Origin of the sequence: Actinomadura macrotermitis (genome assembly GCF_009604375.1) — a bacterium.
GTDB classification, from domain to species: Bacteria; Actinomycetota; Actinomycetes; order Streptosporangiales; family Streptosporangiaceae; genus Spirillospora; species Spirillospora macrotermitis.
In genome coordinates this window covers 1791765-1816865 of sequence record NZ_WEGH01000001.1, presented here as the reverse complement: position 1 = coordinate 1816865, position 25101 = coordinate 1791765, and the positions used below count along the sequence as shown (strand labels likewise).

The window sequence follows — 25101 nt, the reverse complement described above, 5'->3', positions numbered from 1 at the left end:
GTGGCCTGAATGGCGTCGATGGTTGCCTCCTCGCGGGACCCCCGCCTGGCTCATGCTGGACAAGACCCTATCGCTGACCGGGAACCAACCGGCGGTTCAGCGCGTTCAAACCAGCGATGGCGTCCGCTCCTGCCAGGGACGGACGGCAACGCCCCAGCCCAGGCGCGACCGTGTCGTTCCATAGCGACAGCAATGGTCATCAGAGAGGAACAACCCGGCACCATGGGAGTGGCAGCACTGACATTCAAGGGCGCTGTGGGAGCCCGCGCGGCCGCACGTGAGAACGTTCCCGAGGCGGAATGGGCCCCGCCGTCGTGGGAGCAGGTCGTCGAGCAGCACTCGGCCCGGGTGTACCGGCTCGCCTACCGGCTGACCGGCAACCAGCACGACGCCGAGGACCTCACCCAGGAGGTCTTCGTCCGGGTGTTCCGCTCGCTGTCGAACTACACGCCCGGCACGTTCGAGGGCTGGCTGCACCGCATCACCACCAACCTGTTCCTGGACGGCGCGCGCCGCAAGCAGCGCATCCGCTTCGAGGGGCTGGCCGACGACGCCGCCGAGCGGCTGCAGGGCCGCGAGCCGACCCCGGCGCAGGCGTTCGACGACCGCAACTTCGACGCCGACGTGCAGGCCGCGCTCGACGCGCTCGCGCCCGAGTACCGGGCCGCCGTCGTCCTGTGCGACATCGAGGGCCTGTCCTACGAGGAGATCTCGGCGACCCTCGGTGTCAAACTGGGAACCGTGCGCAGCCGCATCCACCGCGGGCGGGCGCAGCTGCGCGCCGCACTGGCGCACCGCGCGCCGCAACGGCGCGGGGCCACCGAGGCCGTCTGAGCGCCGGCCGCACGAGCAAGGGGCGCCGCCGCGCGCCCAACGCGTGACGATCTGACCGATGAGGGAGCCGCGTGAGTTGTCTGGGGGAGCGTCTGACCGCTCTGGTCGACGGTGAGCTGGATCATGACGAGCGCGACCGCGTGCTCGCCCACCTCACCCGCTGCGCCGACTGCAAGGCCGAGGTCGACGCGCAGCGCGCGCTGAAGAGCCGGCTGCGCGGCCTGGCGGGCGCGCCGCTGCACGACCCCGCGGGGGACCTGCCGTCAGGGGACCTGACGGCCCGGCTGCGCGCCCTGGGCGACCCGGGCGCCACCAGGCCCGACGCCGTGCCCGGCGGCCTGCCCGCCGGCATGGCGATCCCGCCGGTGCCCCGCCACACCCGCCCGCCGCGCCCGGCCGCGACCCGGCCGCGCGACACCCGGCCGCTCGCCCGCGCCGGCGCCCGCGCCGCCGCGCCGGTCCGCCCGCACCGCCGCCGCGCCCTGGCCGTCGGCGCCGCCACCTTGTTCATCGGGCTCGGCGGGGCCTCCTACGCGGCCGGCGGCCGCCACGACGAGCACCCCGTCAGCCCGGCCTTCGACCGGTTCGCCGTCGAGCACGCCCTCATCGCCGACGAGACCCCGGTGACGGACCCGCTGACCGACCTGCAGACCACGGCGCCGCAGCCGTAACCGGACTCGTCCCGCGCCACCCGGTCAAGGGCCGGGTGGCGCCCGCACGCGATCGTTGATCAGGTCCTCAGGCTAGGCTCAGATGAGGCTTACGTTCGCCACATGCCGGTTTGGGCAGCATGGGGGCAGACGGTTGAGGATCCATGCTCGGTAGGAGAGATGGGGATGACGGAACAGAACCGCGGGCCGGTCAAGGCGTCGTCGGAGGACGACGACCTCGTCCCCGGGTTCGGGCCTGAGGAGCCGCACGAGGAGAAGTCGCCCGGCGAGCCCAAGGCGGAGGGTCCCCAGCCGACGGTGGTCGACCAGGAGATCGTCCTGCCCGAGGAGGCCCCCGAGCCGCCCGGCAAGGGCGACCGGCTGGTCGCCGGGTTCGCGCCGCCGGACGCCCCGGACGAGCGCGAGCGGACCCCGGCCCCGCAGGACGACCCGCCGCCGGTGATGCTGGACAAGCCGCTTCCGCCGCAGTCGCAGGCGTACTCGCAGCAGCCGCCGCCTCCGGACGCGCGCCCCCGGCCCGGATTCGTCCCGCACGACCAGCAGCAGCCCCGGCAGGGCGGCGCCCCCTACGGGTGGGGCGGCCCGCCGCAGGGGCACCAGCAGCCGCCGCCCGCGCCGCCGGGCCCCGGCGGCATGCCCTACGACCGCGGGCCCTGGCCGGCGTCCGGCTACGGGCAGCCGCCGGGCGGCCCGAACTGGTCGCCGGTGCCGCCGCCGCCCTCGTCCTCGCGGGGCGGTCCCGGCCTCGGCGTGCTCGCCGTCATGGCGCTGATCGTGGCGCTGGTCGCGGGCGGCGTCGGCGCCGGCATCGGCGTCATGGCCTCCGGCGACGACAACGGCCGCACCGTCAGCCTCGGCGGCAGCACCGGCGCCGGCCCCGCCGCCAAGAACCGGCCGCCGGACTCGGTCGCCGGCGTGGCGCAGAAGGTGCTGCCGAGCGTCGTCATGATCCGGGTGCGGTCCGGTCAGGGCGAGGGCACCGGCACCGGGTTCATCGTCAACGGCGGCTACATCATCACCAACAACCACGTGGTGTCCGGCGCCGAGCAGGGCGGCGAGATCCAGGTGGTGTTCAACGACAAGAAGACGCTGCCCGCCACGATCAAGGGCCGCGACCCCGGCTCGGACATCGCGGTGCTGAAGCCGTCCGGCCAGCACTCGCTGCCCGCCCTGGCCGTCGGCGACTCCGACGCCCTGGCGGTCGGCGACCCGGTCATCGCGATCGGCTCGCCGCTCGGCCTGCAGGGCTCGGTCACCACCGGCATCATCTCCTCGATGAACCGCGCGGTGCCCACCCGCGGCGAGGGCGGCGACGGCTCGGTGCTGAACGCCATCCAGACCGACGCCGCGATCAACCCCGGCAACTCCGGCGGCCCGCTGGTGGACGCCAAGGGCCAGGTCATCGGCGTCAACACCGCGATCGCCACGCTCGGCGGCCAGCAGCTCGGCGGCGAGCAGCAGAGCGGCAGCATCGGCCTCGGCTTCGCCATCCCGATCAACCAGGCCAAGCGGGTCGCCGAGGAGATCATCAACCACGGCTCGGCGCGCCGCGCGCAGCTGGGCATCGGCATCGACACCGGCTTCCCCGGCCCCGGCGTGCGCATCACCGACCGGCCGACCGGCAACGTCCCGCCGATCGTCAAGGGCGGCCCGGCCGACAAGGCGGGCCTGAAGCCCGGCGACGTCATCGTCAAGATGGGCGACCAGCCGATCGAGTCGTCCCCGGACCTGCTCGCGCAGGTGCGCAGCCACGCACCGGGCGACAAGGTGAAGCTCACCTATCAGCGCGGTGGCAAGGAGACGACGGTCGAGCTCACACTCGGCGCCGCCAACTAGGCCCGGGCCGGACCCGTCCGGCCTGGGGATACGCTGGGGGGACCGGACCCGTGACGGGGCCGGTCCCCCGGCAGGTCTTGTGGAGGACGCGTTGTTCGACGTCGGAATCGGCGAGATGGCCGTGCTCGTCGTGCTGGCCCTGGTGATCTTCGGTGACAAGCTGCCGCAGGCCGCCGGCCAGGCCGGCCGCGCGCTGCGCCAGCTGCGCCAGATGGCCAACAGCGCCAAGGCCGACCTGCAGGAGGGCCTCGGCCCGGAGTTCAAGGACTTCGACGTCGCGGACCTCAACCCCAAGACCTTCGTCCGCAAGCACCTGTTCGAGGACCCCGACGAGCCGGGCCACACCGCCAACGGCGCCGCGATCTTCGACGACGAGCCCTACGCCACGGCGGGGGCGGGCCTGGACTACGGCGAACGCCCGCCCTTCGACAACGAGGCGACCTGAGCCGAACGCCGAAGGCCCCGCCGGACCACGGTCCGGCGGGGCCTTCTGCTTGCCCGGCCGCTTAGAACTTCGCCTTGGGGGCGATGCCCAGCGACATGCCCGCCAGGCCGCGGGAACGCCCGCCGATCTTGTCGGCGATGGTGCGGAGCTCCTTGGCGGCCTCGGCGTCGGGGTCGGCGAGGACGAGGGGCCTGCCGTTGTCGCCGCCCTCGCGCAGGCGCGGGTCGATCGGGACCTGGCCGAGCAGCGGGACGCGGGTGCCGAGGGTCTGGGTGAGGGCGTCGGCGACGGTCTGGCCGCCGCCCGCGCCGAAGATGTCCTGGCGCTCGCCGCAGTGCTCGCAGGTCAGGTAGGACATGTTCTCGATCACGCCGACGACCTGCTGGTGCGTCTGGGCGGCGATGGCGCCGGCCCGCTCGGCGACCTCGGCGGCGGCCTGCTGCGGGGTGGTGACGACCAGGATCTCCGCGGACGGCAGCAGCTGCGCCACCGAGATCGCGATGTCGCCGGTGCCCGGGGGCAGGTCCATCAGCAGGATGTCCAGGTCGCCCCAGTAGACGTCGGCGAGGAACTGCTGCAGCGCGCGGTGCAGCATCGGGCCGCGCCACACCACCGGCTGGTTCCCGGCGGTGAACATGCCGACCGAGATGACCTTCACGTCGTGCGCGGTCGGCGGCAAGATCATGTCCTCGACCTTGGTGGGCGGGTGCTCCACGCCGAGCATGCGCGGCACCGAGTGGCCGTAGATGTCGGCGTCCACGACGCCGACCTTGCGGCCCTGGGCGGCCAGGGCGGCGGCCAGGTTCACCGTGACCGAGGACTTGCCGACGCCGCCCTTGCCGCTGGCCACCGCGTAGACCTTGGTGAGGGAGTTGGGGCGGGCGAAGGGGATCTCCTTGACGGCCTCGCCGCCGCGCAGCTTGGTCTGCAGCGCCTTGCGCTGCTCCTCGTTCATCACGTCGAGCTCGACGTGGACGGAGGTGACGCCCTCCAGCCGCTGCACGGCCTCGGTGACGTTCCTGGTCAGGGTGTCCTTCATCGGGCAGCCGGCCACCGTGAGGTAGATGCCGACCTGCACCGCGCCGTCCGGCGCGATCTCGACGTTCTTCACCATGTCGAGCTCGGTGATGGGCTTGCGGATCTCAGGGTCGTTGACCGTGGCGAGCGCCGCGGACACCTGCTCGATCGTCAACTGGTGGGCCATGCCCCCCATGGTATGAACTCCCGGGGAGTACCCGTGACCCGGGGAGCGCAAACCCGGCCCGGGCAGGGGCGCGCGCGGGCGTACCATCGGGACGTGACAACGCCGTCCAGTGCCGAGCCGGCCGTCTGGCGCACCCTGCTGCGCGCCCAGGTGCTGATCTCCCGCCGTCTGCAGGCCCTGCTGCTGGCCGAGCACGATCTCGCGCTCGGCTCCTACGAGGTGCTGCGGCATCTCGGCGAGTCCCCGAACGGCAAGCTGCGCATGAACGACCTGGCAGACCGGGTGCTGCTGTCGCGCAGCGGTCTCACCCGCCTGGTCGACCGGATGCAGCGCGAGGGCCTGGTGGCGCGGGCGTCGTGCGCCAGCGACGCGCGCGGTCTGTTCGCGGTGCTGACGCCCGCGGGGCGGGCCCGGCTGGACGCGGCGACCCCCACCTACCAGCAGGCGGTGCGCGAGTACCTGCTGAGCCGGCTGGACCAGGACGACCTGGAGCAGTTCGGTGTGATTTTGGACAAGCTGGCCGACGAGCCGGCCTGCGTGCCCTAGATCTGCTCGCGGAGCTGGTCCTTGCCGTCCAGCTCCTTGGCCATCTGCTGGAGCTCCGAGCGCAGGAAGTCGCGGGTGGCGACCTCGCTGAGCGCCAGGCGCAGGGCCGCGATCTCGCGGGTCAGGTACTCGGTGTCGGCGATGCTGCGCTCGTTGCGGGCCCGGTCCTGCTCGTACTGGACGCGGTCGCGGTCGTCCTGCCGGTTCTGCGCGAGCAGAATCAGCGGGGCGGCGTAGGACGCCTGCAGCGACAGCATCAGCGTCAGGAAGATGAACGGGTAGGGGTCGAAGCGCAGCGGCGCGGGCGCCACCAGGTTCCACAGGATCCACAGCGCCACGAACACGGTCATGTAGACCAGGAAGCGGGCGGTGCCGAGGAAGCGGGCGATGCGCTCCGACAGCCGCCCGAACGACTCGGGGTCGTAGTGCGGGCGGGGCAGCAGGGTGCGGCGCAGCTCGCGCGGCTGGTCCAGGCGGTCGCTCACCGCGTCCCCCCGGCCTCGTCGGCGGTGGCCTCCATGACCGTCTCGCGCCAGTCCTCGGGCAGCAGGTGGTCCAGCACGTCGTCGATGGTGACGGCGCCGAGCAGGTGCCCGTTCTCGTCGACGACCGCGCCCGCGACCAGGTTGTAGGTGGCCAGGAACGTCGCGACGGCCTCCAGCGTCATCGTCGGGCGCAGCGGGTCCAGCTCGGTGTCGACGATCCCGGCGACCAGCGTCGGCGGCGGCTCGCGCAGCAGCCGCTGGAAGTGCACGGTGCCGAGGTAGCGGCCGGTCGGGGTCGCGGTCGGCGCCCGGCACACGTACACCTGCGCGGCGAGCGCGGGGTTGAGGTCGGGGGTGCGGATGCGGGCCAGGGCCTCGGCGACGGTGGCGTCGGGCGGCACCACGACCGGCTCGGTGGTCATCAGGCCGCCGGCGGACTCGTCGTCGTAGGTGAGCAGCCGGCGCAGCGGCGCGGCCTCGTGCGGCTCCATCAGCGTGAGCAGCCGCTCGCGCTGCTCGGTGGGCAGCTCGCCGAGCAGGTCGGCGGCGTCGTCGGGGCCCATCGCCTCCAGCACGTCGGCGGCGCGGTCGGCCTCCAGCTTGCCGAGGATCTCGATCTGGTCGTCCTCGGGCAGCTCCTCCAGGACGTCGGCGAGGCGCTCGTCGTCGAGCGCGGCGGCGACCTCGGTGCGGCGCTTGGCGGGCAGCTCGTGCACGATGCCGGCCAGGTCGGCGGGCTTCATCCGCTCGAACGCGGCGATCAGCCCGGCGGCGCCCTGGCCGTGCTCGACGGCGGAGAAGCCCTCCACCGCGTTCCAGTCGACGATCATGCTCTCGCCGCCGCGGCGGCGCAGCCCGCGGCCGGTGTGCCGGCGCACCGCGACCTTGCCGATGAGCCAGTCGCGGGTGCGGGTCGGCTCCATCGCCACGTCCACCACCGAGACCGGGTCGCCGGACTCGCAGAGCCGGACGGTGCGGTCGAGCATCTCGGCGATGACGAGCGTCTCGGACTCGCGCTGCTGGAACCGGCGCATGTTCAGCCGGCCGTCGAAGATCACCGCGTCGGACTCGATCACGGTGACCCGGGTGACGGGCAGGAACACCGGCCGGCGCGGCCCGACCTCCACCACCAGCCCGAGCACGCGCGGCGGCCGGCCGCCGAGCCGCAGCGCCACCACGACGTCGCGCACCCGGCCGACCTGGTCGCCGGCCGGGTCGAACACCGCGATCCCGGCGAGCCGGGCGATGAACACCCGTGTCGCAGATGCGCTCATGGGCCAGAGCGTACCCGTGATCATGGAGGTCATCCGGGGGGAGACCGGTCGTTTGCCAGGGATGTCACATTCGCGGGCGCCGTCTCGTCTGCACGGTCGACAGCCGAACCGACCAGACGAAGGAGCCGGCATGGCCCGCATCTCCCTGGACCCGCCCCGCACCCTGCGCTACCGCCTGTACGCGCTGGTCAGCCGCCGCATGTTCGGCACGGAGGTGGACCCGCTGCGGGCGATGGGCCACCACCTGGGCGTCGCCACCGCCGACAGCGTCTTCGAGATGCAGGTCAAGCGGTGGAAGGCGCTCCCGGACGGGCTGAAGGACCTGGCGGTGATGGTCGCCTCCGTCAAGATCGGGTGCTCGTGGTGCGTGGACTTCGGCACCTGGGAGGCGACCACCCACGGCATCCCGCTGGCCAAGCTCGAAGCGGTGCCGCACTGGCGCGACAGCGAGCTGTTCACCGAGCGGGAGCGGCTGGTGATGGAGTACGCCGAGGCGATGACCGCCGACCCGCCGCAGGTCACCGACGAGATGGCCGAGGGGCTGCGCGGGTTCCTCAGCGAGAGGCAGCTCGTCGAGCTGACCATGATGGTCGCCGTCGAGAACCTGCGGTCGCGGTTCAACGCCGCCGCCGGGCTGACCGGGCAGGGCTTCAAGGAGCGGTGCGAGATCCCCGCCAGGGCGTGAAAGGCTCCGGGCATGAGCGAGGCGTTCGAGGAGCACCGCGGGCTGCTGTTCGCGGTGGCCTACCGCATCCTCGGCACCGCGGCCGACGCCGAGGACGTCGTCCAGGACACCTGGCTGCGCTGGGCGGCGGCGGCCCGCGCGGACGTCGCCGAGCCGAAGGCCTACCTGGTGCGGATCGCCACGAACCTGGCGCTGGACCGGCTGCGGTCGGCGCAGGTGCGCCGCGAGACCTACGTGGGCCCGTGGCTGCCCGAGCCGATCCTGACCGCGCCCGACGTCGCCGAGGACGCCGAGCTGGCCGAGTCGGTGTCGATGGCGCTGCTGGTGGTGCTGGAGACGCTCAGCCCGCTGGAGCGCGCGGTGTTCGTGCTGAAGGAGGTCTTCGGCTTCCCCCACGCCGAGATCGCCGCGGCGCTGGACCGGTCGGAGGCGTCGGTCCGCCAGCTCGGCGCCCGCGCCCGCAAGCACGTGCAGGCACGCCGCCCCCGGTACGAGACCGGGCGGGCGGAGCGGCGGGCCGCCTCCGAGCGGTTCCTGGAGGCGGCGCTCGGCGGCGACATCAACGGCCTGATGGAGGTGCTGGCGCCCGACGTCACGCTGTGGACCGACGGCGGCGGCAAGGTGCGGGCGGCGCTGCGCACCGTGCACGGCGCGGACAAGGTCGGGCGCTTCCTCGCGGCCGTCACCGGGGTGCCCTACGCCGGGGTCGAGCCTGCCGACATGCGCTACCGGCGCGCCGTCGTCAACGGCGAGCCGGCCCTGGTCGTCGACGGCCCGGACGGCCCCATCATCACCGTCTCGGTCGACGTGGACGACGCGGGCCGCATCGCCGCGATCCACCTGGTCTCCAACCCCGACAAGCTGCGCGCGGTCCGCACCGGCCGGGTGCTGCCGGTCTAGCGGTCGACCTTGCGGCGCTTGCCGCCGAACATCTTCGGCGGCGGCGCCGCGGTCGTCGCGGGGCTCGGCACCGGCCGCACCGAGGCGTAGCCGCCGGTGTAGGCGCCGGGCGACTCGGTGATCTCGTCGGTCGGGGTGAGGCGCACCACGTAGGACTCGGTGGCCCAGCGCTCGATCTGGCCCTCGTGGGTAGGGGCGTTCAGCCGCTCCTTGGCGAGGGCGGGCAGCACCTCGTCCCACCGCTCGGTGCCGGGCTCGACGCGCTCGCAGGCCGCCACGAACGTGATCAGCCGGCCGCCCTTGTCCTTGCTGCGCACGATCACCGTCACCCGCTCGGCCTCGGGCAGGCCCGGCAGCGGCTGCTCGCCGTCGCCGCCGGTCAGCACGTACGCCGACCCGTCGTGCCACACGTGCCAGGCGGCGCGCGGTTGCGGCAGGCCGGGCAGGTCCAGCCAGAGCAGCCCGGACTTCTTGGCCGCCTCCTCCACCAGTGCCGCGTTCAGCTCACCCATGCCGCCAGCGTCTCACATCACCCGGCTAACATCCGGCGCATGCGATCGCGACGGACGACCCTGGCGGTGCCGGGCAGCAACCCGCGCTTCATCGAGAAGGCGCAGGGCCTGCCCGCGGACGAGATCTTCCTGGACCTGGAGGACGCCGTCGCGCCGTCCGCCAAGGAGCAGGCGCGCGGCGCCGTCGTGCGGGCGCTGAACGAGGGCGACTGGACCGGCAAGGTGCGGGTGGTGCGGGTCAACGACCTGGAGACCCCCTACGCCTACCGCGACGTGATCGAGGTCGTGGAGGGCGCCGGCGCCAACCTGGACTGCGTCATGCTGCCGAAGGTGCAGGACCCCTCGCACGTGCAGTGGCTGGACCGGCTGCTCACCCAGATCGAGCGCGCCATGGGCTACGAGGCCGGCCGGATCGGCATCGAGGCGCAGATCGAGGACGCCCGCGGCATGGTGAACATCGACGCGATCGCGGCGTCGTCGCCCCGGCTGGAGACGCTGGTGTTCGGGCCCGGCGACTTCATGGCGTCCATCAACATGAGGACGCTCGTGGTGGGGGAGCAGCCGCCCGGCTACACCGAGGGCGACGCCTACCACTACATCCTCATGCGGATCCTGATGGCGGCGCGCGCACACGACCTGCAGGCGATCGACGGCCCCTACTTCAACGTGCGGGACGTGGACGCCTTCCGCCGCGTCGCGCAGCGGTCGGCGGCGCTCGGCTTCGACGGCAAGTGGGTGCTGCACCCCGCGCAGGTCGAGGCGGGCAACGAGGTGTTCTCCCCGGCGCAGGACGACTACGACCACGCCGAGCTGATCCTGGACGCCTACGAGCACGCCACCGCCGTGCAGGGGCGCGGCGCGGCGATGCTCGGCGACGAGATGATCGACGAGGCGTCCCGCAAGATGGCACTGGTGATCGCGGCCAAGGGCCGGGCCGCCGGGCTGACCCGCACCAAGGCGTTCGAGCCGCCGGAGGGCTGACCGGCCCTACGATTCCTCCCAGGCAGGCGGCATACGGGAGGCGGACGGATGACGGAACCGACGGATGTGGGCGGCTGGGTCCGGTACGCGCCGCCGCCGCAGCCGCGGGTGTGGGCGGTCCCGCCGCGGCCGGGCGTCCCCTTCCACCAGGTGGCGCGGACCGCCGCGCACCGCTGGTGGCGGCCGGTGCTGGCCGCCCTGGCGCTGGTCGGCGGCGGGCTGGTGGTGGCGATCACGCTGACGATCATCTCGATGATCATCACCGTGATCGCCACCGGCAAGGTGCCGCACGGCGAGGGCGGCAAGACCTTCGCGAACCCGACCGCGGACATGGCCATCAACCTGCTCATGCTGGCGCTGCTGCTGCCGGTGGCGCTGCTGGTCGCCTGGGGTGTGGAGCGGCGCCGCCCCGGCACGCTGGCGTCGGTGACCGGGCGGCTGCGCGTCCGCTGGCTGCTGGTCTGCTGCGGGGTGACGCTGCCGGTCATGGCCCTGTCCTACGCCGGCTCGATCCTGGCGGGGGAGATCGCCGGGGACCCTCCCGAGTACGGGCACTGGGTCGGCTGGAGCGCCTTTCTGGCCCCGGCGCTGGTGATCGTGCTGCTCGTCCCGTTCCAGTCGGCGGCCGAGGAGTTCGTGTTCCGCGGCTGGATCCTGCAGGCGGTCGGCTCCTGCACCCTGCAGGACAGCACCAGGCCCCTCGGCCGCGCGCTCAGCAAGGTGTTCCGCACGCCGTGGCCCGGGATCGTGACGGGTTCCATCCTGTTCATGTTCGCGCACGGCTATCGCGGCTGGGGGCTGCTCGACATCTTCGCGTTCGGCGCGATCGCGGCGTGGCTGGCGGTGCGCACCGGCGGGCTGGAGGCGTCCATCGCCCTGCACGTGTTCAACAACCTGGTGGCGTTCCTGCCGATGGCGGCGGCCGGCCAATTGGACATCGAGCAGGGCGACATCCCCTGGCCCTACGTCGTCGCCGACGTGCTCTCGATCCTGCTCTACGCCGCCGTGATCACCTGGCTGGCGCGGCGGCGGCGGATCGCGGCCGTCACGCCAGAACACCCCACGACCGCAGCGCCTCCAGCAGCCCTGGGGTGACGGGCAGCGCGGCGAGCTCGGCGCCGCCGACCCAGCGGGCGTCGGCGGCGTCGTCCCCGGCCCGCAGCGTGCCGCCGGTCACCGTCGCGGCGTAGTCGTGGATCTCGTAGACCGCGCCGTCCGGGCCGGGCCGCTCCACCGACCCGACGAGCGGCCCGGCGGCGACCCGCAGGCCCGTCTCCTCGAACAGCTCGCGGACGACCGCGGCGGCGTCGTCCTCGCCCGGCTCGACCCGCCCGCCGGGGATCGACCACAGGCCCGCGCCCGGCGGCCGGCCCCGCCGGACCATCAGCAGCCGGCCCTCGCCGTCACGCACGATCCCGCCGACGCAGCGCACTCGCATGACCCCATTTTGCCGCGCCTTTCCGCAGGTGAACCTTGACGTAGCGGGGTCCGCGACGCACCCTTGGTAATCATGAGGGCCGAGCCCACGTGTCCACGATGCGTCGGCCCGCTGCGCGCGCCCAGCGTCTGGTCGAGCGACTGGACGTGCCCGGTGCACGGGGCGGTGCTGCCGCGCCAGCCGTCCAAACGGCCCGGCGCCGAGAGCCTGGCGGCCGTGCTGAGCGACACCCGCGTCCCGGTCTGGACGCCGTGGCCGCTGCCGCACGGCTGGCTGATCACCGGCTTCGGCACCGCCGGCGACGAGCGCACCGGCGTGCGCGGCTGCGCGGTCGCCCTGTCCGGGCCGAACCTTTTGGGCGGGCCCGCCGACATGCTGCTGATCGCCGAGGAGCCCGGCGTCGGCCTCGGCGCACACCACGCCGGCCTGGACGGGCCCGACCCCGGCGCCGGCTTCGACAGCGTCCCGCCCCAGGTCAAGGTCGACATCAGCGGCCCGCGCGCCACCCCGGGCGGCACCGTGTCGATGTGGTCGGTGCAGGCCGCGCCCGACCGCGCCGTCTACGTCGGCGAGGCGATGGGCAACTGGCTGTGGGCGGTGCTGTGGCCCGCCACCGCCGGGGTGCTGATGCTGGAACCGCAGACCCTGCTCGACCTCCGCGAACCGGGCATGGAGCCCCATCTGCCCTACGGGGCGCACTGCGGCCGCCTGGACGAGTAGACAAGAGCGCATGCGCATCGACCTGCCCCGTATCGACCTGCCCCGTATTGACCTGCACTGCCACAGTGCCGTGTCCGACGGCACCCGGCCGCCCGCCGAGGTCGTCCGGCGGGCGCACGCGAACGGCGTCGGCGTGCTCGCCCTCACCGACCACGACACCACCGCCGGCTGGGACGAGGCCGCCGCCGCGCTGCCCGACGGGATGACGCTCGTCCCCGGCATCGAGCTGTCCTGCCAGAAGGACGGCGACAGCCTGCACCTGCTCGGCTACCTGTTCGACCCAGCCCATCCCGATCTCGCCGCCGAGCTGGCCCGCATCCGCGACGACCGGGTGATCCGCGCGAAGCTGATGGTGGAGCGCCTCCAGGACCTCGGCGCGGACGTCACCTGGGAGGGCGTCCGGGCGCTCGCCCAGGGCGATGCCGTCGGCCGCCCGCACATCGCCCGCGCGCTCCTCGCCGCCGGCGCCGTGGCGACCATCGACGAGGCGTTCACCCCGCGCTGGATCGCGCCGGGCGGCCGCGCCCACGTCGACCGCTACGCGCTGGACCCGGTCCGCGCCGTCCGGCTGGTGACGGCGGCGGGCGGCGTCAGCGTGCTCGCCCACCCCCGCGCGCGCCGCCGCGGCTACGTCTTCGGCGACGAGGTGATCGAGGAACTGGCCGCCGCCGGGCTCGCCGGCGTCGAGGTCGACCACCCCGACCACGACCCGGCCGACCGCGCCGCCCTGCGCGCCCTCGCCGCCTCCCTCGGCCTGGCCGCCACCGGCTCCAGCGACGACCACGGCGCCCTCACCGGCGACCGCATCGGCTGCGAGACGACGGCCCCGGAGGCCTATCAGGCCCTCGTCGCGGCGGGGGGCTGAGCCAGTACGATTCCGGCGTCGTCGACGAGGGGTCTTCCATGCCGGACATCGCACCGCTCAGGCCTGATGATCCCCGCCGGGTCGGGGCGTTCGCGCTCCAGGGGCGGCTCGGCGCGGGCGGGCAGGGCATCGTCTACCTCGGCACCGGCCCGGACGGGGTCCAGGTCGCGGTGAAGGTGCTGCGCACCTCGATCGGCGAGGAGGACCGGGCGCGGTTCGTGCGCGAGCTCGCCGTCGCCCGCCGGGTGGCCCGCTTCTGCACCGCCCAGGTGCTGGACGCCGACGTGGACGGCGACCGCCCCTACATCGTCAGCGAGTACGTGCCGGGCCCCTCGCTCGCCCGGGTCGTCGCCGAGCGGGGGCCGCTGCCGCCCGCCCAGCTGGAGCGCCTGGCCATCGGCACCGCCACCGCGCTCGCCGCCATCCACCAGGCCGGCATCGTGCACCGCGATTTCAAGCCCGGCAACGTGCTGCTCGGCGAGGACGGCCCGCGCGTCATCGACTTCGGCGTCGCCAAGGCCCTGGACCCCGGCTCCACCGGCTCCAGCGCCGTGGTCGGCACCCCCTCCTACATGGCGCCCGAGCAGGTCGGCGCGGCGCCGGTCGGGCCGCCCGCCGACGTGTGGGCGTGGGGCGTGACGATCGCGTTCGCCTCGGCCGCGCGGCCGGTGTTCGGCGCCGACACCATCCCGGCGGTCATGGGCCGCATCCTGCACTCCGAGCCGGACCTGAGCGCGGTGCCCGAGCCGCTGCGGCCGCTCGTGCGGGCCGCGCTGGCCAAGGACCCCGCCGCGCGGCCGGCCGCGGCCGAGCTGCTGATGCGGCTGATCGGCCACGGCGGCGGGGACGCCGAGATCCTGGCCGAGGGGCGCACCCTGGCCGCCACCCGCTGGGACGCCCCGCCGCAGACGCGCGTCATGCCGCCGCCGCCGGTTCAGCCGCCGCCCCCGCCGGTGAAGCAGGGGAACCGCTGGCTCGCGCCGATCGCGGTGTCGGTGGTCGCGCTGCTGATCGCCGCCGGGGCCGTCATCTGGGCGCTCACCAAGGACCCGGGCAAGCCCCAGGCCCGCAACACCCCTCGGACGGGCACGTCCGCCCAGCCCACGGCATCGGACAAACCCGCCACGCCCCAGCTGGTGGTCTCGCCGGCCGGGAGGGTCGCCGTCGACGCCAAGAAGCAGGCGGTCGTGACGCTGACCGCCGAGGGCGGCCCGGTCGACTGGACCTCGAACCAGACGAACGTCACGATGAGCCGGACCTACGGCACCGTCCGGCCCGGGCAGCCGGTCCAGATCACGCTGACCGCGCTCAGCGGGATCGCCTTCGTCTCCTTCAAGGCGGAGGGCACGCCCGAGCAGCAGGTGTCGCTGAACGGCGGATGATCCGCGCGGGCTCCCACGGCGGGCGCGGGGCGCGGTAGGGTGCGGGCGTGAACGCGCGCATCGAACAGGTCGTGACGTCGGGGAAGCTCACCCTGGACGACACCGAGTACGACGTCGAGAACAACGCCTACATCGTCGGTGACGACGACGAGGTCATCGTGATCGACCCGGCGTTCAGCGCCGAGGCCGTTCTCAAGCAGGTGGGCGAGCGCGAGGTGATGGCCGTCATCCTCACCGACGGCAACGAGCACCACCTCGCCGAGGCGCTCGAGGTCGCCGCCGCCGGCGAGGAGGACGAGGAGGACTGGGCGCCCGTCGCCCTGCACCGCGCCGACCGGCTGCTGTGGCGCGACTACTTCGGCCGGCTCGCCAAGGAGGAGTCCGACGAGGACGACGCCAAGGCGCTGCGTTCGCTGGAGCCCGACATCTGGCTGGAGGACGGCGGCGTCTTCGAGATCGGCGGCGCCCAGCTGGAGATCGTGCACACCCCGGGCCACACCCCCGGCAGCGTGTGCGTGATCAGCGAGCAGCTCGGCGCGCTGTTCTCCGGCGACACCCTGCACCGCGGCCGTCCCGGCTCGATCGGCGGCGCCTACGAGGACCTGCGCAAGCAGCTCAACTCGATCGGCGCGCTCATCACCCCGCTGCCCAAGGACCTGCGGGTGCTGCCGGGCCAGGGCGAGGAGACCACCGTCGGCGAAGAGGACGCCCGCTGGGAGAGCTGGGGCGCGCTGGCCCGCGAGGGCGACGACGACGAGTAGCGGCCCGGTGGAGCAGCTCGGCTTCGACGGGATGCCGCAACGGCTGTACCCGTGCACGCCGTCACGGCTGAACACCTGGCTGGACTGCCCCCGGCGGTACCGGATGACCTATCTGGACCGTCCGGCGCCGCCGAAGGGCCCGCCGTGGGCGCACAACAGCTTCGGTGCCAGCGTCCACAACGCGCTGGCCGGCTGGTGGCGGCTGCCGCTGGAGGAACGGACCCCGGAGACGGCCGGCCGGCTGCTGGAACGCGGCTGGCTCACCGAGGGCTACCGCGACGCCGCGCAGTCCGCGGCGCAGCGCGAGCGCGCCCGGGAGATGATCGAGCGGTACGCCGCGCGGCTCGACCCGGCCGACGAGCCGGTCGGGGTGGAGCGCACCGTAGCCACCCGCACCGACCGGATCGCGGTGTCGGGCCGGATCGACCGGCTCGACGAACGCGGCCCCGAACTCGTCGTCGTCGACTACAAGACCGGCCGGCACGTCCTGACCGCCGACGACGCGCGCGGCTCGCTGGCCATGGCGCTCTACGCGCTGGCGGCGGCGCGGGTGCTGCGCCGCCCCTGCCACCGCGTCGAACTGCACCACCTGCCGTCCGGCGAGATCGCGGTGTGGGAGCACACCGACGAGTCCCTCGCCCGGCACCTGGGCCGCGCCGAGCAGATCGCCGCCGAGGCGGCGGCGGCCGACGAGGCGTACAAGACCCGCCTGAAGCCCGCCTACCGCCCCGACCAGATCGACCACCGGCCGTTCGACGGGGTGTTCCCGCCGCGCACCGGCAGCCTGTGCGGCTGGTGCGACCACCGCCGCCACTGCCCGGAAGGCCAGGAGGCGGCCCCGCAGAAGGAGCCCTGGGCGGCGATGCCCGCCGACTAGGCCGGTTGCAGGGTGCGCTGGGGCCAGCGGCGGGGGTCGCGCAGGCCGTACAGGCCGCGGCCGGTGTCGTAGCCCTCGGCGGCCAGGGACTGCCGGGCGCGCTCCAGCATGTCGCGGGTCGGCTTGGCGAAGGCGTAGTCGTGCACCTTCTCCGGGATGGTGTTCATCGCCGTCCGGAAGGAGCGGAGCGCGGCGGTGACGGCGGGCTGGGGCACCTCCGGCAGCGTCCGGTACATCTTGCGGGCCCAGTCGGGCAGCGAGTAGTAGCAGAGCGCCCCGAAGGGGAAGTAGCCCGGCTTGCCCGCGCTGAGGAACCGCAGGTTCTCCGGCAGCGCCGGCCACAGCAGGAACCTGACGGTCGCGGCGGCCTCCTCGGTGACCCGCAGCTGCGGCCGCATGTCGTTCATGTACGCCTCCATCTCGGCGACGCTGCCGGGGACGTCCTCGGCGTGCAGCCCGACATAGGTGGCGGTGTGCCGCTGCTCGTCCAGGTACCGGTCGGCCATCTTGCCGGTGAGGGGGAGCCCGGCCCGGCGCGCGACCTCCAGATAGGAGTAGACCTCGGCGCAGTGCACCCAGCGGAGCAGCTCGGGCTGGTCGAGGCGCTCCTTCTTGCCGGTGTCGTGGTTGAGGATGCGCAGGCTGCGGTGGATGCCGCGGACCTTGGCGGCGAGGGCGTCGATCTCGGCGGGGGAGCCGAAGGTCGCGACGCCGACGAAGTCGGCGGTGCGCTGGAGGCGGCCGAGGGGGTCCTCCTGGAAGTTGGAGTTCTGCCACACGCCCCACATGGCCATCGGGTGCAGGGCCTGGAGCATGAGGCTGCGGACACCGCCGACCCACATGGACCGGTCGATGTGCACACGCCAGGTGACGCTCTCGGGGGGCTGGACGGTCGCGGGCATGCGCGCCTCCGGGGGTAGCGATGAGACAAACTCCAGTAAGTGTGTCATTACATGGCATCGCTCGCGCAAGGGGGGTGCGCACGCTGAAGGACCGTGCTGCTCAGAGGCGGGTGAGGGCAGGCCTCGCTTCGGGGCGTCCGTAGGCCAGGATCCGCTTGAGCGCCTCGGTGAACTCCGCGATGGCGTCGGCGTCGGCGTCGAGGGTGACCTCGACCTCCGGGTCGGGCAGTCCGAGGGCCGGGAGTGCCTCGGGGGCGAAGACCACCCGGAGGACGCCGGCCTGGATGCCGATCTCGGTCACCGCTCCGTACGCCGTCCCCTGGTCCGCGGTGACGACGCAGTAGGAGTCCATGCCGGTGTGGACGTCCTGTTCGTCGGGCTCGTCGAGCATGCACATGAACATGAGCACGGCTCCGCCGTCCTGGTCCTCGGCGACGCCGGCGGTGAGGACCTCGCCGTCATCGTCGACGCCGACTTCGCTCGCCTTGAAGGTCATGGTCACCTGCGAGAGCCTAACGATGTGGTCCGACAGGCCCTGCGCGGTCGCGGGCGTTAGGTTACGCCTGACGGATCTGTATGGTTGACCCCGACGAATGTCCGGTGGCACCATACAAAGGTGATGGTCGATACGTTGGTCGCCGTGCTCGCCCAGTCCCGGGCGGGTGGTGCCCTGGCGTCGCTCGAGAGGATGATCGTCAGGCGGCGGCTCGACCGGAACGCGGCTCCGCTGGTCGAGGAGGCCCACGAGCTCGACGGCCTCGCCAAACGCGTGATGAACGCTTCGGTGGCCGCAGAACGTTCCCGGGGCGTGTCCTGGCAGACCATCGGCGACACGCTCGGCATCACCCGCTCGTCGGCGCACGGCCGCTTCGCCGACGCCACGGAAGAAGACGGGCCCGCCCGCGAGGAGGCGCTGCGCGCCGAGTGGCGCAAGATCCTCGAACTTGCCGAGCGGCACCTCGCCCCGCTCACGCACGACGCCGCGCAGCTGGAGCCCACCGTGCGCGGGGAGACGGCCCGGCGGCTTCGGGACCTGGTGCTGAACGGGGCCATGGACGTCGAGGTCCGCCTCGCGGCGGCCGAGACGCTCGTGATGCTCGACGGCGCCGGCACGCGGGTGCGGGTGGAGAGCAGGCTGCGCGAGATCGCCTCGCGCGCCGGTGCGGAGCGGGACGAGCCGGCCGCGGCCGACAACTACCTCGGTTCGGCCCACGGTGACTTCGGCGTCAGTGTCAGTGGCGGCATGTTCCAGGTCGGCTCGGTCCATGGCGACGTGCACATCGTGCAGCAGCCGTCCGCCGTCCCGGACCCGCCCGACCGGGAGTACGTCCGGGAGATGATCGCTGCTTACCGGGCGGCGCTGCGGTCGGCCGGCTCCCTGGAGGAGGGGACCCGGCTGAGGATGACCCTCGCCTGGACGCTGCTGGCCTACTACGACGGCGTCGACCACGGTGTCCTGGACGAGGCGATCACGCTCTTCCGGCAGGCCCGGAACATGAGCGATCGGCTGGCCACTCGGGACGAGGCCGCCGAAGGCCTCATGCCCTGTCTGTACGAGAAGTACGAGCTTTCGGGTGATTCCGCCCTCCTCCTTGAGTGCATCGACATGGCCCAGCGCCTCTACCACCGCTGGATGGAGATGTACGGTCCTGAGCATCCGCGGGTGCTGGCCGCATTGCAGACCTGGGCGGTGCTGAGGGGCGAGAACGGCAGACCGGCCCATGCGTTCCATGAACTCGGGCGGGTGTGGAACATTCGGCGCCGGCTCCTCGGCCCCGACCACCCCGACACCCTGGAGACCCAGTACCTCCTGGCCCACTGGCAGGAGGAGAACGGCGACCGGGACTCCGCGCAGCAGGCCCTCAAAGAGGTGCTGGACCGGGGGGAGCGGGTCCTCGGCGCGGATCACCCGCTGCTGAAGCAGACCCGGCGGGAGTATCTGCGCATCCTGACCGCCCGTATCGCCGCCGGCGAGCCCGGCCTCGTCGAGGAGCTGGAGCACCTCACCGAGGACGCGCGCGCCGCACTGCGGAAAGAGGTGCCGCCGCTGAAGTTCCCCTGACGAGAATGACAGTGCGCCGCCGTGTAGCCCGGCCAAAAGCAGCACGACGACGCACCTGTGCACGCATCCATAGGACGCGACCCTCCGCACGATAGCCCAGTCCGGAGCAACGTCCTAACCCCTCACCGAGCGCGGTCGTCCTACGCGCGCGCCCGGTTCCTGCACGTTGCTCACCTGCGAAAGGACTGACGGCCATGCGTGCCGTTCCCCTCGCCGACGCCGGGGCCGCCGGCGTCGGATCCCACACCTTCGTCGTGCTGGTCGCCGCCGGCCTGGTCGCCGTGGTGGCGTTCGGGCTGGTCTACGTGACGGGCGCCGCGCTGACCGAGCGCCAGCGGATCGCGACCGCCGCGATCGCCGCCTGCGTCGCCTTCTACTCCGCCTTCCCGTTCTTCGAGGACCACGTCGTGCCGGACGCGCCGCAGGTCACCGGCACCGGGAGCCCGGCGCCGTCCTCCACCGGCCAGGCGCGCCAGGGGAGGGGCGGAGACTGAGGGAAAGAAGCTCCTCGTACCCGTTCGATTGAACGCCGTCCCCCCGGCGGCCGTTCTCCAGGGAAACGACGAGGAGCAGGATGCGCGACCGTGAGATCGACTCCACCGAGATCGCCGAGTCCGACCTGGTGACCCGGCGCGGCACCTTCCGGGCCGTCGCCTTCCGCGACCCGGTCGACCGCCACGAGCATCTGGCCGTGGTGGCCGGCCGGGTCGCGGCCCGGGAGGAGGTCCTCGTGCGGGTGCATTCGGAGTGCATGACCGGCGACATCTTCGGCGCGCTGCGCTGCGAGTGCGGCGAGCAGCTCAACGCGGCGCTGGACGCGATCGCCCGGGAGGGCACCGGCGTCCTGGTCTACCTGCGCGGGCACGAGGGCCGCGGGATCGGGCTGGTGGCGAAGGTGCGCACGCACATCCTGCAGGACGAGCAGGGCCTGGACACGATCGACTCGGCCACCGCGCTCGGCCTGCCGGTGGACGTCCGCGACTACGGTCCGGCGGCGCGGATCCTGCGCCACCTCGGGGTCCGCTCGCTGCGGCTGCTGTCCAACAACCCCGGCAAGATCGCCGGGCTGCGCGACCACGGGCTCCGGGTCGCCGGGCGGGTCCCGCTCCTGGCGCCGGTCCATGAGAACAACGTCGGCTACCTGACGGCCAAGCGCGACCGCCTCGGCCACGACCTGCCCCAGCTCACCAGGCCGGACGGCTGCCATGGTTGACCAGGCCCGTCCGCTTCCCGCGGTGCCGCCCCGGTGGTGCGGGCAGCTCGCCGTCGCCGCGGCGCTGGAGCTGCTGCTGCTCGCCGTGCTGCGGGGCGGCACCGGGCTGGGGGCGGCGGGCCTGGTGGCGGGGGTCGTGCACGCGCTCGTGCTGTGGGCGATCCTCGCCGTCGCGTTGCGGCGGGCCGGGCGTGACGCGCTCGGGCCCGCCGACCTGGTCACGCTGGCGCGGGCGGTGCTGGCCGGCGGGGTCACGGCGCTGGTGGCCGGCCAGTCGCGGAGCGGGGCGGTCCTGGTCGCGCTGGCGGCGGTGGCGCTGGTCCTGGACGGGGTGGACGGCCGGGTCGCCCGCTCCACCGGCACCGTCACCCCCGAAGGCGCCCGGTTCGACATGGAGGTGGACGCCTTCCTCATCCTCGTGCTGAGCGTGCGGGCGGCCTTCGTCCTCGGGGTCTGGGTGCTGGCGATCGGGCTCATGCGGTACGCGTACGTCGCGGCGGGCCGGGTGCTGCCGTGGTTGCGCGGCGCCGTGCCGGTGAGCTACGCGCGCAAGGTCGTGGCCGCGATTCAGGGAATCGTCCTCACGGTCGCTTGCGCCGGAGTCGTTTCCACGGCATTCCTGGGGTATGCGGTGGCGGTGGCACTGCTGCTGCTGGTGTGGTCCTTCGGGCGTGACGTGGTGTGGCTATACAAGAGGAGGGGCAATGGAACCGACCGCTCGCGCCTTCTGGGTCACGTCCCCAGGCAAGGGCGAGATCCGGGACGTCTCGCTGCGCGCGCCCGGCTCCGATGAGGTTCTGGTGCGCACCCTGTATTCGGGAGTGAGCCGGGGGACGGAGTCGCTCGTCCTGCGGGGTGGTGTGCCGGAGAGCCAGTACGAGGCGATGCGGGCGCCCTTTCAGGAGGGTGACTTTCCGGGGCCGGTGAAGTACGGCTACCTCAATGTGGGGGTCGTCGAGGAAGGGCCGCTGGAGGGGCGGGTCGTTTTCTGCCTGTATCCGCATCAGACCCGCTATGTCGTTCCCGCTGACGCCGTGACCGTGGTCCCCGATGACGTGCCGCCCGCGCGGGCGGTGCTCGCCGGGACCGTGGAGACGGCGGTGAACGCGCTCTGGGACGCCGCGCCGCTCGTCGGCGACCGGGTCGCCGTCATCGGCGCCGGGATGGTCGGCTGCGCCGTCGCCCGGCTGCTCGCGGGCATTCCCGGTGCCGAAGTGCAGCTTGTCGACGTCGATCCGGCGCGCGCCGAGACCGCCGAGCGGCTCGGTGTGCGTTTCGCGGCGCCCGAGGACGCCGAGGGCGACCGCGACCTGGTCTTCCACACCAGCGCCACCGAGGCCGGGCTCGTCCGGTCGCTGGAACTGCTCGCCGCCGAGGGCGAGGTCGTCGAGATGAGCTGGTACGGCGACCGCGCGGTCAGCGTGCCGCTCGGCGAGGCGTTCCACTCCGGGCGCCTCGCCGTGCGCGCGAGCCAGGTCGGCATGGTCGCCCCCGCCCGCCGGACGCGGCGCGGGTTCGCCGGGCGGATGGCGCTCGCGCTGCGGCTGCTCGCCGACCCGGCGTTCGACGCGCTGATCCCCGGCGAGAGCGCCTTCGCCGACCTGCCCCGGCTCGCCGCGGAGGGACTGCCGCCCCTCTGCCACCGCATCGCCTACCGAGAGGACCCCGCGTGTTCAGTGTGACCGTCCGCGACCACCTGATGGTCGCGCACAGCTTCCGCGGCGAGGTCTTCGGCCCGGCGCAGCGCCTGCACGGCGCGACGTTCCTGGTCGACGCCACGTTCCGGCGCCCCGAGCTGGACGCCGACAACATCGTCGTCGACATCGGCCGCGCCACGCAGGAGCTCGGCGCCGTCGTCGCCGCGCTCAACTACCGCAACCTCGACGACGAGCCCGATTTCGCCGGCGTCAACACCAGCACCGAGTACCTGGCCAAGGTCATCGCCGACCGGCTCGCCGCGCGGCTGGCCGAGGGCGCGCTCGGCGAGGGCGCGCGCGGGATCACCGGCATCTCCGTCACCCTGCACGAGTCGCATGTGGCGTGGGCGAGCTATGACCTTGTACTTCGTGGTTCCTGAGGACATGGGCGCGCCGAGCGGCGGCAACGTCTACGACCGCCGGATCTGCGCGGCGCTCGCGGCGCGCGGCCGGGCGGTGCGCGAGGTCGCCGGGGCCGGGGCGCTCGCCGCGCTGCCCGACGGCGCGGCGGTGCTGATGGACGGCCTGGTGGCGTGCGGCGTCCCCGAGATCGTGGTGCCGCAGGCGGCGCGGCTGCGCGCCGGCGTGCTGGTGCACCTGCCGCTCGCCGACGAGACCGGGCTGCCGCCGGACCGGGCGGCGGACCTGGACGCCCGGGAGCGCGCGACGCTGCGGGCGGTGCGGGCGGTCGTGGCGACCAGCGGCTGGGGCGCCCGCCGGCTGGCCGCGCGGCACGGCCTGGAGCGGGTGCGCGTGGTGCGGCCGGGCACCGACCCGGCGCCGCTCGCCCCCGGCACCGACGGCGTGTCGCGGCTGCTCTGCCTCGGCTCGGTGACGCCCGCCAAGGGCCAGGACGTGCTCGTCCGCGCGCTCGCCGGCGTCGCGGACCTGCCGTGGACGTGCGAGCTGGCCGGGCCGCTGACCCGCGCCCCCGATCACGTCGCCCGGCTGCGGGCCCTGATCACCGGCTGCGGGCTGGACGGCCGGGTCCACCTGACCGGCGTGCGCCCGCGCGCGTGCCTGGACACCGCCGACCTGCTGGTGCTGCCGTCGCGCGTCGAGACGTTCGGGATGGTGGTGACCGAGGCGCTGGCGCGCGGCGTGCCCGTCCTCGCCTCGGACGTGGGCGGCGTGCCGGAGGCGCTCGGCGGGGCCGGGCTGCTCGCCCCGCCCGATGACGTCCCGGCGCTTTCGGCGGCGCTGCGCCGCTGGCTCACCGAACCCGCGCTGCGCACGGACCTGCGGGCGTCCGCGCGGGCCCGGCGCGGCACGCTGGACGGCTGGGCCGAGGCCGCCCGACAGTTGGACGCCGTGCTGGAGCAGGACCTGCGATGAAACGCTCACTGGCCGGTGCGGTGATCCTCGCCCTCGTGGTGTGGCGGCTCGGCACGGACGCGTTCGCCGACGGGTTCCGGGCCGTCAGCGCGCCGGCGATCGCCGCGGCCCTCGGCATCGGCCTGCTGACGACGGCGTGCAGCGCCGCGCGCTGGTGGCTGGTCGCGCGCCGCCTCGGCCTGCGGCTCGCTCCGATGACGGCCCTCCTGGGCTACTACCGGGCGCAACTGCTGAACGCGGTGCTCCCGGCGGGAGTGCTGGGAGACGTGCACCGGGCTGTTGACCACGGACGGCAGGCCGGAGACGTTGGACGAGGCGTTCGGGCGGTGGTGCTGGAACGGGTGGCGGGCCAGGTCGTGCTGATTTCCGCTGGGGCGGCGTTTCTGTTCCGGGGGCCTTGGCTTGCTGTTCTGGCGCTGCTGCCTGCGGTTCTCCTGTGGGGGCGGGCGCGCCGGGCTTTGACCGATCTGCGGCTCGGCACCTGGGTGCTGGTGCTGCTGCTGTCGGCCGTCGCGCTGGCCGGGCACATCGCCCTGTTCATCGTCGCGGCCCGCTCGGCAGGGGCAGCGGCACCGATCGGACGGCTCGTCCCGATGGCTCTCCTAGCGCTGCTGGCGATGTCGCTGCCGGTGAACATCGGCGGCTGGGGGCCGCGCGAGGCCGTCACCGCGTCGGCGTTCGGCGCGGCCGGGATGGGCGCCGCGCAGGGGCTCGCCACGTCCGTGGTCTACGGGGTGCTCGTGCTCGTCGCGTGCCTGCCCGGCGTCGCCGCGCTACTCCCGCGTCAGCGCCGCCAGGCACCCGCCGAACGCCTCGACCAGGGCGGCGAGCAGCTTCCGGCCCTTGTCGGCGGACGCCAGTGACGGGTAGCCGATCACCCCGGAGGCGGTGTAGGCGGACATCCCGAGCGTGAGCAGATGCCGCCGGTCGTCCGCGGCCACGTCCTGCGCCCCGGGTCTCACCAGGCCGGGGTGGGCGTGCAGCAGGATCGAGGTCTCCAGCTCCCCGGCGTGCATGTCGCCGTCGGCGGGAGACTCCAGGCCGGCCGCGTTCCGCGCCTCCGCCCAGTCCAGCAGGTCCGGGAACAGCGCCATCGCGCCACCCGCCTCCTGGACGACGTTGCCGAGCACGTAGTTGCCGCCGTGCCCGCTGATCAGCACCAGCCGCTCCACGCCCGACCGGCGCAGCGACCCGGCGATGTCGCGGACGACCGCGTACAGCGTCGCCGCCGAGATGCTCACCGTCCCCGGCCAGCCCGCGTGCTCGTGCGAGCAGGAGATCGTCACCGGCGGGAGCAGCAGCACCGGGTGCGCGGCGGCGATCTCCCGCGCGACCGTGCAGGCGACCACGGTGTCGGTCGCCAGCGGCAGGGAGCCGCCGTGCTGCTCGAAGCTGCCGACCGGCAGCAGCGCCACCTCGGCCGCGCGGGCGCGCTCGTCGGCGGAGGTGGCGGTCGGCAGCAGATACGGGTCCACG

At 73.7% G+C, this 25101-nt stretch carries 30 protein-coding genes; 22 read left to right on the top strand and 8 right to left on the bottom strand.

Features of this window, described 5'->3' with window-relative positions; all coding sequences use genetic code 11:
- The first annotated feature begins 222 nt into the window (after positions 1–222).
- From sigE to ACRB68_RS08285, 4 genes are all read left to right on the top strand, one after another.
- Positions 223–834, top strand: coding sequence for an RNA polymerase sigma factor SigE (gene sigE / locus ACRB68_RS08300; protein WP_153531504.1), 612 nt, complete (start codon positions 223–225; stop codon positions 832–834).
- A 71-nt stretch (positions 835–905) separates the two neighbouring features.
- A complete protein-coding gene (locus ACRB68_RS40470; protein WP_207709603.1) occupies positions 906–1505 on the top strand; it encodes an anti-sigma factor family protein in 600 nt (199 codons plus the stop codon).
- A gap of 165 nt (positions 1506–1670) precedes the next feature.
- Positions 1671–3341, top strand: a complete 1671-nt coding sequence (locus ACRB68_RS08290) for a S1C family serine protease (RefSeq protein WP_153531503.1) — start codon at positions 1671–1673, stop codon at positions 3339–3341.
- Between the two features lie 91 nt (positions 3342–3432).
- A complete protein-coding gene (locus ACRB68_RS08285; RefSeq protein ID WP_153531502.1) occupies positions 3433–3786 on the top strand; it encodes a sec-independent translocase in 354 nt (117 codons plus the stop codon).
- Positions 3787–3847: 61 nt separating this feature from the next.
- Here the strand turns inward: ACRB68_RS08285 and ACRB68_RS08280 are convergent, their stop codons facing one another.
- Positions 3848–4990, bottom strand: coding sequence for an Mrp/NBP35 family ATP-binding protein (locus ACRB68_RS08280; protein ID WP_207709602.1), 1143 nt, complete (start codon positions 4988–4990; stop codon positions 3848–3850).
- A 93-nt stretch (positions 4991–5083) separates the two neighbouring features.
- On the opposite strand from ACRB68_RS08280, the gene ACRB68_RS08275 reads away from it, so the two are divergent.
- On the top strand, positions 5084–5536 hold the full coding sequence (locus ACRB68_RS08275) for a MarR family winged helix-turn-helix transcriptional regulator (protein ID WP_328593924.1): 453 nt from the start codon (positions 5084–5086) through the stop codon (positions 5534–5536).
- Here the strand turns inward: ACRB68_RS08275 and ACRB68_RS08270 are convergent.
- Both ACRB68_RS08270 and ACRB68_RS08265 read right to left on the bottom strand, forming a co-directional pair.
- Positions 5533–6021 (bottom strand): DUF1003 domain-containing protein, encoded by a 489-nt coding sequence (locus ACRB68_RS08270; RefSeq protein WP_328593923.1) that lies wholly within the window; start codon positions 6019–6021, stop codon positions 5533–5535. The genes ACRB68_RS08275 and ACRB68_RS08270 overlap by 4 nt on opposite strands.
- Positions 6018–7295, bottom strand: coding sequence for a magnesium transporter MgtE N-terminal domain-containing protein (locus tag ACRB68_RS08265; RefSeq protein WP_153531499.1), 1278 nt, complete (start codon positions 7293–7295; stop codon positions 6018–6020). Before ACRB68_RS08265 ends, ACRB68_RS08270 begins: the two co-directional genes overlap by 4 nt.
- A 130-nt stretch (positions 7296–7425) precedes the next feature.
- Between ACRB68_RS08265 and ACRB68_RS08260 the strand changes: the two genes are divergently transcribed.
- The gene (locus ACRB68_RS08260) at positions 7426–7980 is read left to right on the top strand and encodes a carboxymuconolactone decarboxylase family protein (protein ID WP_153531498.1); all 555 of its coding nucleotides are present in this window, start codon (positions 7426–7428) and stop codon (positions 7978–7980) included.
- A gap of 12 nt (positions 7981–7992) precedes the next feature.
- Positions 7993–8880 carry an RNA polymerase sigma-70 factor gene (locus ACRB68_RS08255; protein WP_153531497.1) on the top strand — a complete coding sequence of 296 codons (888 nt, stop codon included), beginning with the start codon at positions 7993–7995 and terminating at the stop codon, positions 8878–8880.
- Here ACRB68_RS08255 and ACRB68_RS08250 read toward each other — a convergent pair.
- The gene (locus ACRB68_RS08250) at positions 8877–9392 is read right to left on the bottom strand and encodes a hypothetical protein (protein WP_153531496.1); all 516 of its coding nucleotides are present in this window, start codon (positions 9390–9392) and stop codon (positions 8877–8879) included. The genes ACRB68_RS08255 and ACRB68_RS08250 overlap by 4 nt on opposite strands.
- A gap of 39 nt (positions 9393–9431) precedes the next feature.
- On the opposite strand from ACRB68_RS08250, the gene ACRB68_RS08245 reads away from it, so the two are divergent.
- Complete coding sequence (locus ACRB68_RS08245) at positions 9432–10373, top strand: HpcH/HpaI aldolase/citrate lyase family protein (protein ID WP_153531495.1); 942 nt, start codon at positions 9432–9434, stop codon at positions 10371–10373.
- A gap of 48 nt (positions 10374–10421) precedes the next feature.
- On the top strand, positions 10422–11468 hold the full coding sequence (locus ACRB68_RS08240) for a CPBP family intramembrane glutamic endopeptidase (RefSeq protein WP_153531494.1): 1047 nt from the start codon (positions 10422–10424) through the stop codon (positions 11466–11468).
- Here ACRB68_RS08240 and ACRB68_RS08235 read toward each other — a convergent pair.
- Complete coding sequence (locus tag ACRB68_RS08235; RefSeq protein ID WP_153531493.1) at positions 11419–11811, bottom strand: NUDIX hydrolase; 393 nt, start codon at positions 11809–11811, stop codon at positions 11419–11421. The two genes, ACRB68_RS08240 and ACRB68_RS08235, sit on opposite strands and share 50 nt — an antisense overlap.
- Before the next feature lie 72 nt (positions 11812–11883).
- Between ACRB68_RS08235 and ACRB68_RS08230 the strand changes: the two genes are divergently transcribed.
- Genes ACRB68_RS08230 through ACRB68_RS08210 form a run of 5 tightly spaced genes read left to right on the top strand, consistent with a single transcriptional unit; the run spans position 11884 to position 16416 of the window.
- Positions 11884–12531, top strand: coding sequence for a DUF6758 family protein (locus ACRB68_RS08230; RefSeq protein WP_153531492.1), 648 nt, complete (start codon positions 11884–11886; stop codon positions 12529–12531).
- A gap of 10 nt (positions 12532–12541) precedes the next feature.
- Entirely contained in the window at positions 12542–13396 is an 855-nt protein-coding gene (locus ACRB68_RS08225) for a PHP domain-containing protein (RefSeq protein ID WP_153531491.1), read from the top strand.
- A gap of 38 nt (positions 13397–13434) precedes the next feature.
- On the top strand, positions 13435–14778 hold the full coding sequence (locus ACRB68_RS08220) for a serine/threonine-protein kinase (protein ID WP_153531490.1): 1344 nt from the start codon (positions 13435–13437) through the stop codon (positions 14776–14778).
- Positions 14779–14825: 47 nt separating this feature from the next.
- Positions 14826–15539, top strand: coding sequence for an MBL fold metallo-hydrolase (locus ACRB68_RS08215; protein WP_328593922.1), 714 nt, complete (start codon positions 14826–14828; stop codon positions 15537–15539).
- A 7-nt stretch (positions 15540–15546) separates the two neighbouring features.
- Entirely contained in the window at positions 15547–16416 is an 870-nt protein-coding gene (locus ACRB68_RS08210; protein ID WP_328593921.1) for a RecB family exonuclease, read from the top strand.
- Here ACRB68_RS08210 and ACRB68_RS08205 read toward each other — a convergent pair.
- Both ACRB68_RS08205 and ACRB68_RS08200 read right to left on the bottom strand, forming a co-directional pair.
- Positions 16413–17318 carry an oxygenase MpaB family protein gene (locus tag ACRB68_RS08205; RefSeq protein WP_153531489.1) on the bottom strand — a complete coding sequence of 302 codons (906 nt, stop codon included), beginning with the start codon at positions 17316–17318 and terminating at the stop codon, positions 16413–16415. The genes ACRB68_RS08210 and ACRB68_RS08205 overlap by 4 nt on opposite strands.
- A 100-nt stretch (positions 17319–17418) precedes the next feature.
- The gene (locus tag ACRB68_RS08200; RefSeq protein WP_207709601.1) at positions 17419–17820 is read right to left on the bottom strand and encodes an Imm10 family immunity protein; all 402 of its coding nucleotides are present in this window, start codon (positions 17818–17820) and stop codon (positions 17419–17421) included.
- A 117-nt stretch (positions 17821–17937) separates the two neighbouring features.
- Between ACRB68_RS08200 and ACRB68_RS08195 the strand changes: the two genes are divergently transcribed.
- The 8 genes from ACRB68_RS08195 (at position 17938) to ACRB68_RS08160 (ending at position 24488) form a co-directional block, all read left to right on the top strand.
- A complete protein-coding gene (locus ACRB68_RS08195) occupies positions 17938–19380 on the top strand; it encodes a tetratricopeptide repeat protein (RefSeq protein WP_153531488.1) in 1443 nt (480 codons plus the stop codon).
- Between the two features lie 194 nt (positions 19381–19574).
- Positions 19575–19874 (top strand): hypothetical protein, encoded by a 300-nt coding sequence (locus tag ACRB68_RS08190; protein ID WP_153531487.1) that lies wholly within the window; start codon positions 19575–19577, stop codon positions 19872–19874.
- Between the two features lie 80 nt (positions 19875–19954).
- Positions 19955–20593, top strand: coding sequence for a GTP cyclohydrolase II (gene ribA, locus ACRB68_RS08185; RefSeq protein WP_153531486.1), 639 nt, complete (start codon positions 19955–19957; stop codon positions 20591–20593).
- Positions 20586–21386: a CDP-alcohol phosphatidyltransferase family protein gene (locus tag ACRB68_RS08180; protein ID WP_153531485.1), complete on the top strand. Its 801-nt coding sequence runs from the start codon at positions 20586–20588 to the stop codon at positions 21384–21386. Before ribA ends, ACRB68_RS08180 begins: the two co-directional genes overlap by 8 nt.
- On the top strand, positions 21298–22275 hold the full coding sequence (locus ACRB68_RS08175; RefSeq protein ID WP_153531484.1) for a zinc-dependent alcohol dehydrogenase: 978 nt from the start codon (positions 21298–21300) through the stop codon (positions 22273–22275). Before ACRB68_RS08180 ends, ACRB68_RS08175 begins: the two co-directional genes overlap by 89 nt.
- On the top strand, positions 22263–22670 hold the full coding sequence (locus ACRB68_RS08170) for a 6-pyruvoyl trahydropterin synthase family protein (RefSeq protein ID WP_328593920.1): 408 nt from the start codon (positions 22263–22265) through the stop codon (positions 22668–22670). The genes ACRB68_RS08175 and ACRB68_RS08170 overlap by 13 nt, the downstream gene beginning before the upstream one ends.
- Positions 22645–23625: a glycosyltransferase family 4 protein gene (locus ACRB68_RS08165; RefSeq protein WP_207709600.1), complete on the top strand. Its 981-nt coding sequence runs from the start codon at positions 22645–22647 to the stop codon at positions 23623–23625. The genes ACRB68_RS08170 and ACRB68_RS08165 overlap by 26 nt, the downstream gene beginning before the upstream one ends.
- Complete coding sequence (locus ACRB68_RS08160) at positions 23622–24488, top strand: lysylphosphatidylglycerol synthase domain-containing protein (RefSeq protein ID WP_153531481.1); 867 nt, start codon at positions 23622–23624, stop codon at positions 24486–24488. The genes ACRB68_RS08165 and ACRB68_RS08160 overlap by 4 nt, the downstream gene beginning before the upstream one ends.
- On the opposite strand, the gene ACRB68_RS08155 is transcribed toward ACRB68_RS08160, so the two are convergent.
- Positions 24399–25100, bottom strand: a complete 702-nt coding sequence (locus ACRB68_RS08155; protein ID WP_328593919.1) for a creatininase family protein — start codon at positions 25098–25100, stop codon at positions 24399–24401. The genes ACRB68_RS08160 and ACRB68_RS08155 overlap by 90 nt on opposite strands.
- Position 25101: the final 1 nt, after the last annotated feature.

Excerpts from the sequence above, each read along its gene's own strand:
- sigE (WP_153531504.1), top strand. The coding sequence starts at position 223 with ATGGGAGTGGCAGCACTGACATTCAAGGGCGCTGTGGGAGCCCGCGCG.
- ACRB68_RS08290 (WP_153531503.1), top strand. The coding sequence starts at position 1,671 with ATGACGGAACAGAACCGCGGGCCGGTCAAGGCGTCGTCGGAGGACGAC.
- ACRB68_RS08280 (WP_207709602.1), bottom strand. The coding sequence starts at position 4,990 with ATGGCCCACCAGTTGACGATCGAGCAGGTGTCCGCGGCGCTCGCCACG.
- ACRB68_RS08265 (WP_153531499.1), bottom strand. The coding sequence starts at position 7,295 with ATGAGCGCATCTGCGACACGGGTGTTCATCGCCCGGCTCGCCGGGATC.
- ACRB68_RS08260 (WP_153531498.1), top strand. The coding sequence starts at position 7,426 with ATGGCCCGCATCTCCCTGGACCCGCCCCGCACCCTGCGCTACCGCCTG.
- ACRB68_RS08255 (WP_153531497.1), top strand. The coding sequence starts at position 7,993 with ATGAGCGAGGCGTTCGAGGAGCACCGCGGGCTGCTGTTCGCGGTGGCC.
- ACRB68_RS08250 (WP_153531496.1), bottom strand. The coding sequence starts at position 9,392 with ATGGGTGAGCTGAACGCGGCACTGGTGGAGGAGGCGGCCAAGAAGTCC.
- ACRB68_RS08245 (WP_153531495.1), top strand. The coding sequence starts at position 9,432 with ATGCGATCGCGACGGACGACCCTGGCGGTGCCGGGCAGCAACCCGCGC.
- ACRB68_RS08240 (WP_153531494.1), top strand. The coding sequence starts at position 10,422 with ATGACGGAACCGACGGATGTGGGCGGCTGGGTCCGGTACGCGCCGCCG.
- ACRB68_RS08235 (WP_153531493.1), bottom strand. The coding sequence starts at position 11,811 with ATGCGAGTGCGCTGCGTCGGCGGGATCGTGCGTGACGGCGAGGGCCGG.
- ACRB68_RS08230 (WP_153531492.1), top strand. The coding sequence starts at position 11,884 with ATGAGGGCCGAGCCCACGTGTCCACGATGCGTCGGCCCGCTGCGCGCG.
- ACRB68_RS08225 (WP_153531491.1), top strand. The coding sequence starts at position 12,542 with ATGCGCATCGACCTGCCCCGTATCGACCTGCCCCGTATTGACCTGCAC.
- ACRB68_RS08220 (WP_153531490.1), top strand. The coding sequence starts at position 13,435 with ATGCCGGACATCGCACCGCTCAGGCCTGATGATCCCCGCCGGGTCGGG.
- ACRB68_RS08205 (WP_153531489.1), bottom strand. The coding sequence starts at position 17,318 with ATGCCCGCGACCGTCCAGCCCCCCGAGAGCGTCACCTGGCGTGTGCAC.
- ACRB68_RS08195 (WP_153531488.1), top strand. The coding sequence starts at position 17,938 with ATGGTCGATACGTTGGTCGCCGTGCTCGCCCAGTCCCGGGCGGGTGGT.
- ACRB68_RS08190 (WP_153531487.1), top strand. The coding sequence starts at position 19,575 with ATGCGTGCCGTTCCCCTCGCCGACGCCGGGGCCGCCGGCGTCGGATCC.
- ribA (WP_153531486.1), top strand. The coding sequence starts at position 19,955 with ATGCGCGACCGTGAGATCGACTCCACCGAGATCGCCGAGTCCGACCTG.
- ACRB68_RS08180 (WP_153531485.1), top strand. The coding sequence starts at position 20,586 with ATGGTTGACCAGGCCCGTCCGCTTCCCGCGGTGCCGCCCCGGTGGTGC.
- ACRB68_RS08175 (WP_153531484.1), top strand. The coding sequence starts at position 21,298 with ATGGAACCGACCGCTCGCGCCTTCTGGGTCACGTCCCCAGGCAAGGGC.
- ACRB68_RS08165 (WP_207709600.1), top strand. The coding sequence starts at position 22,645 with ATGACCTTGTACTTCGTGGTTCCTGAGGACATGGGCGCGCCGAGCGGC.
- ACRB68_RS08160 (WP_153531481.1), top strand. The coding sequence starts at position 23,622 with ATGAAACGCTCACTGGCCGGTGCGGTGATCCTCGCCCTCGTGGTGTGG.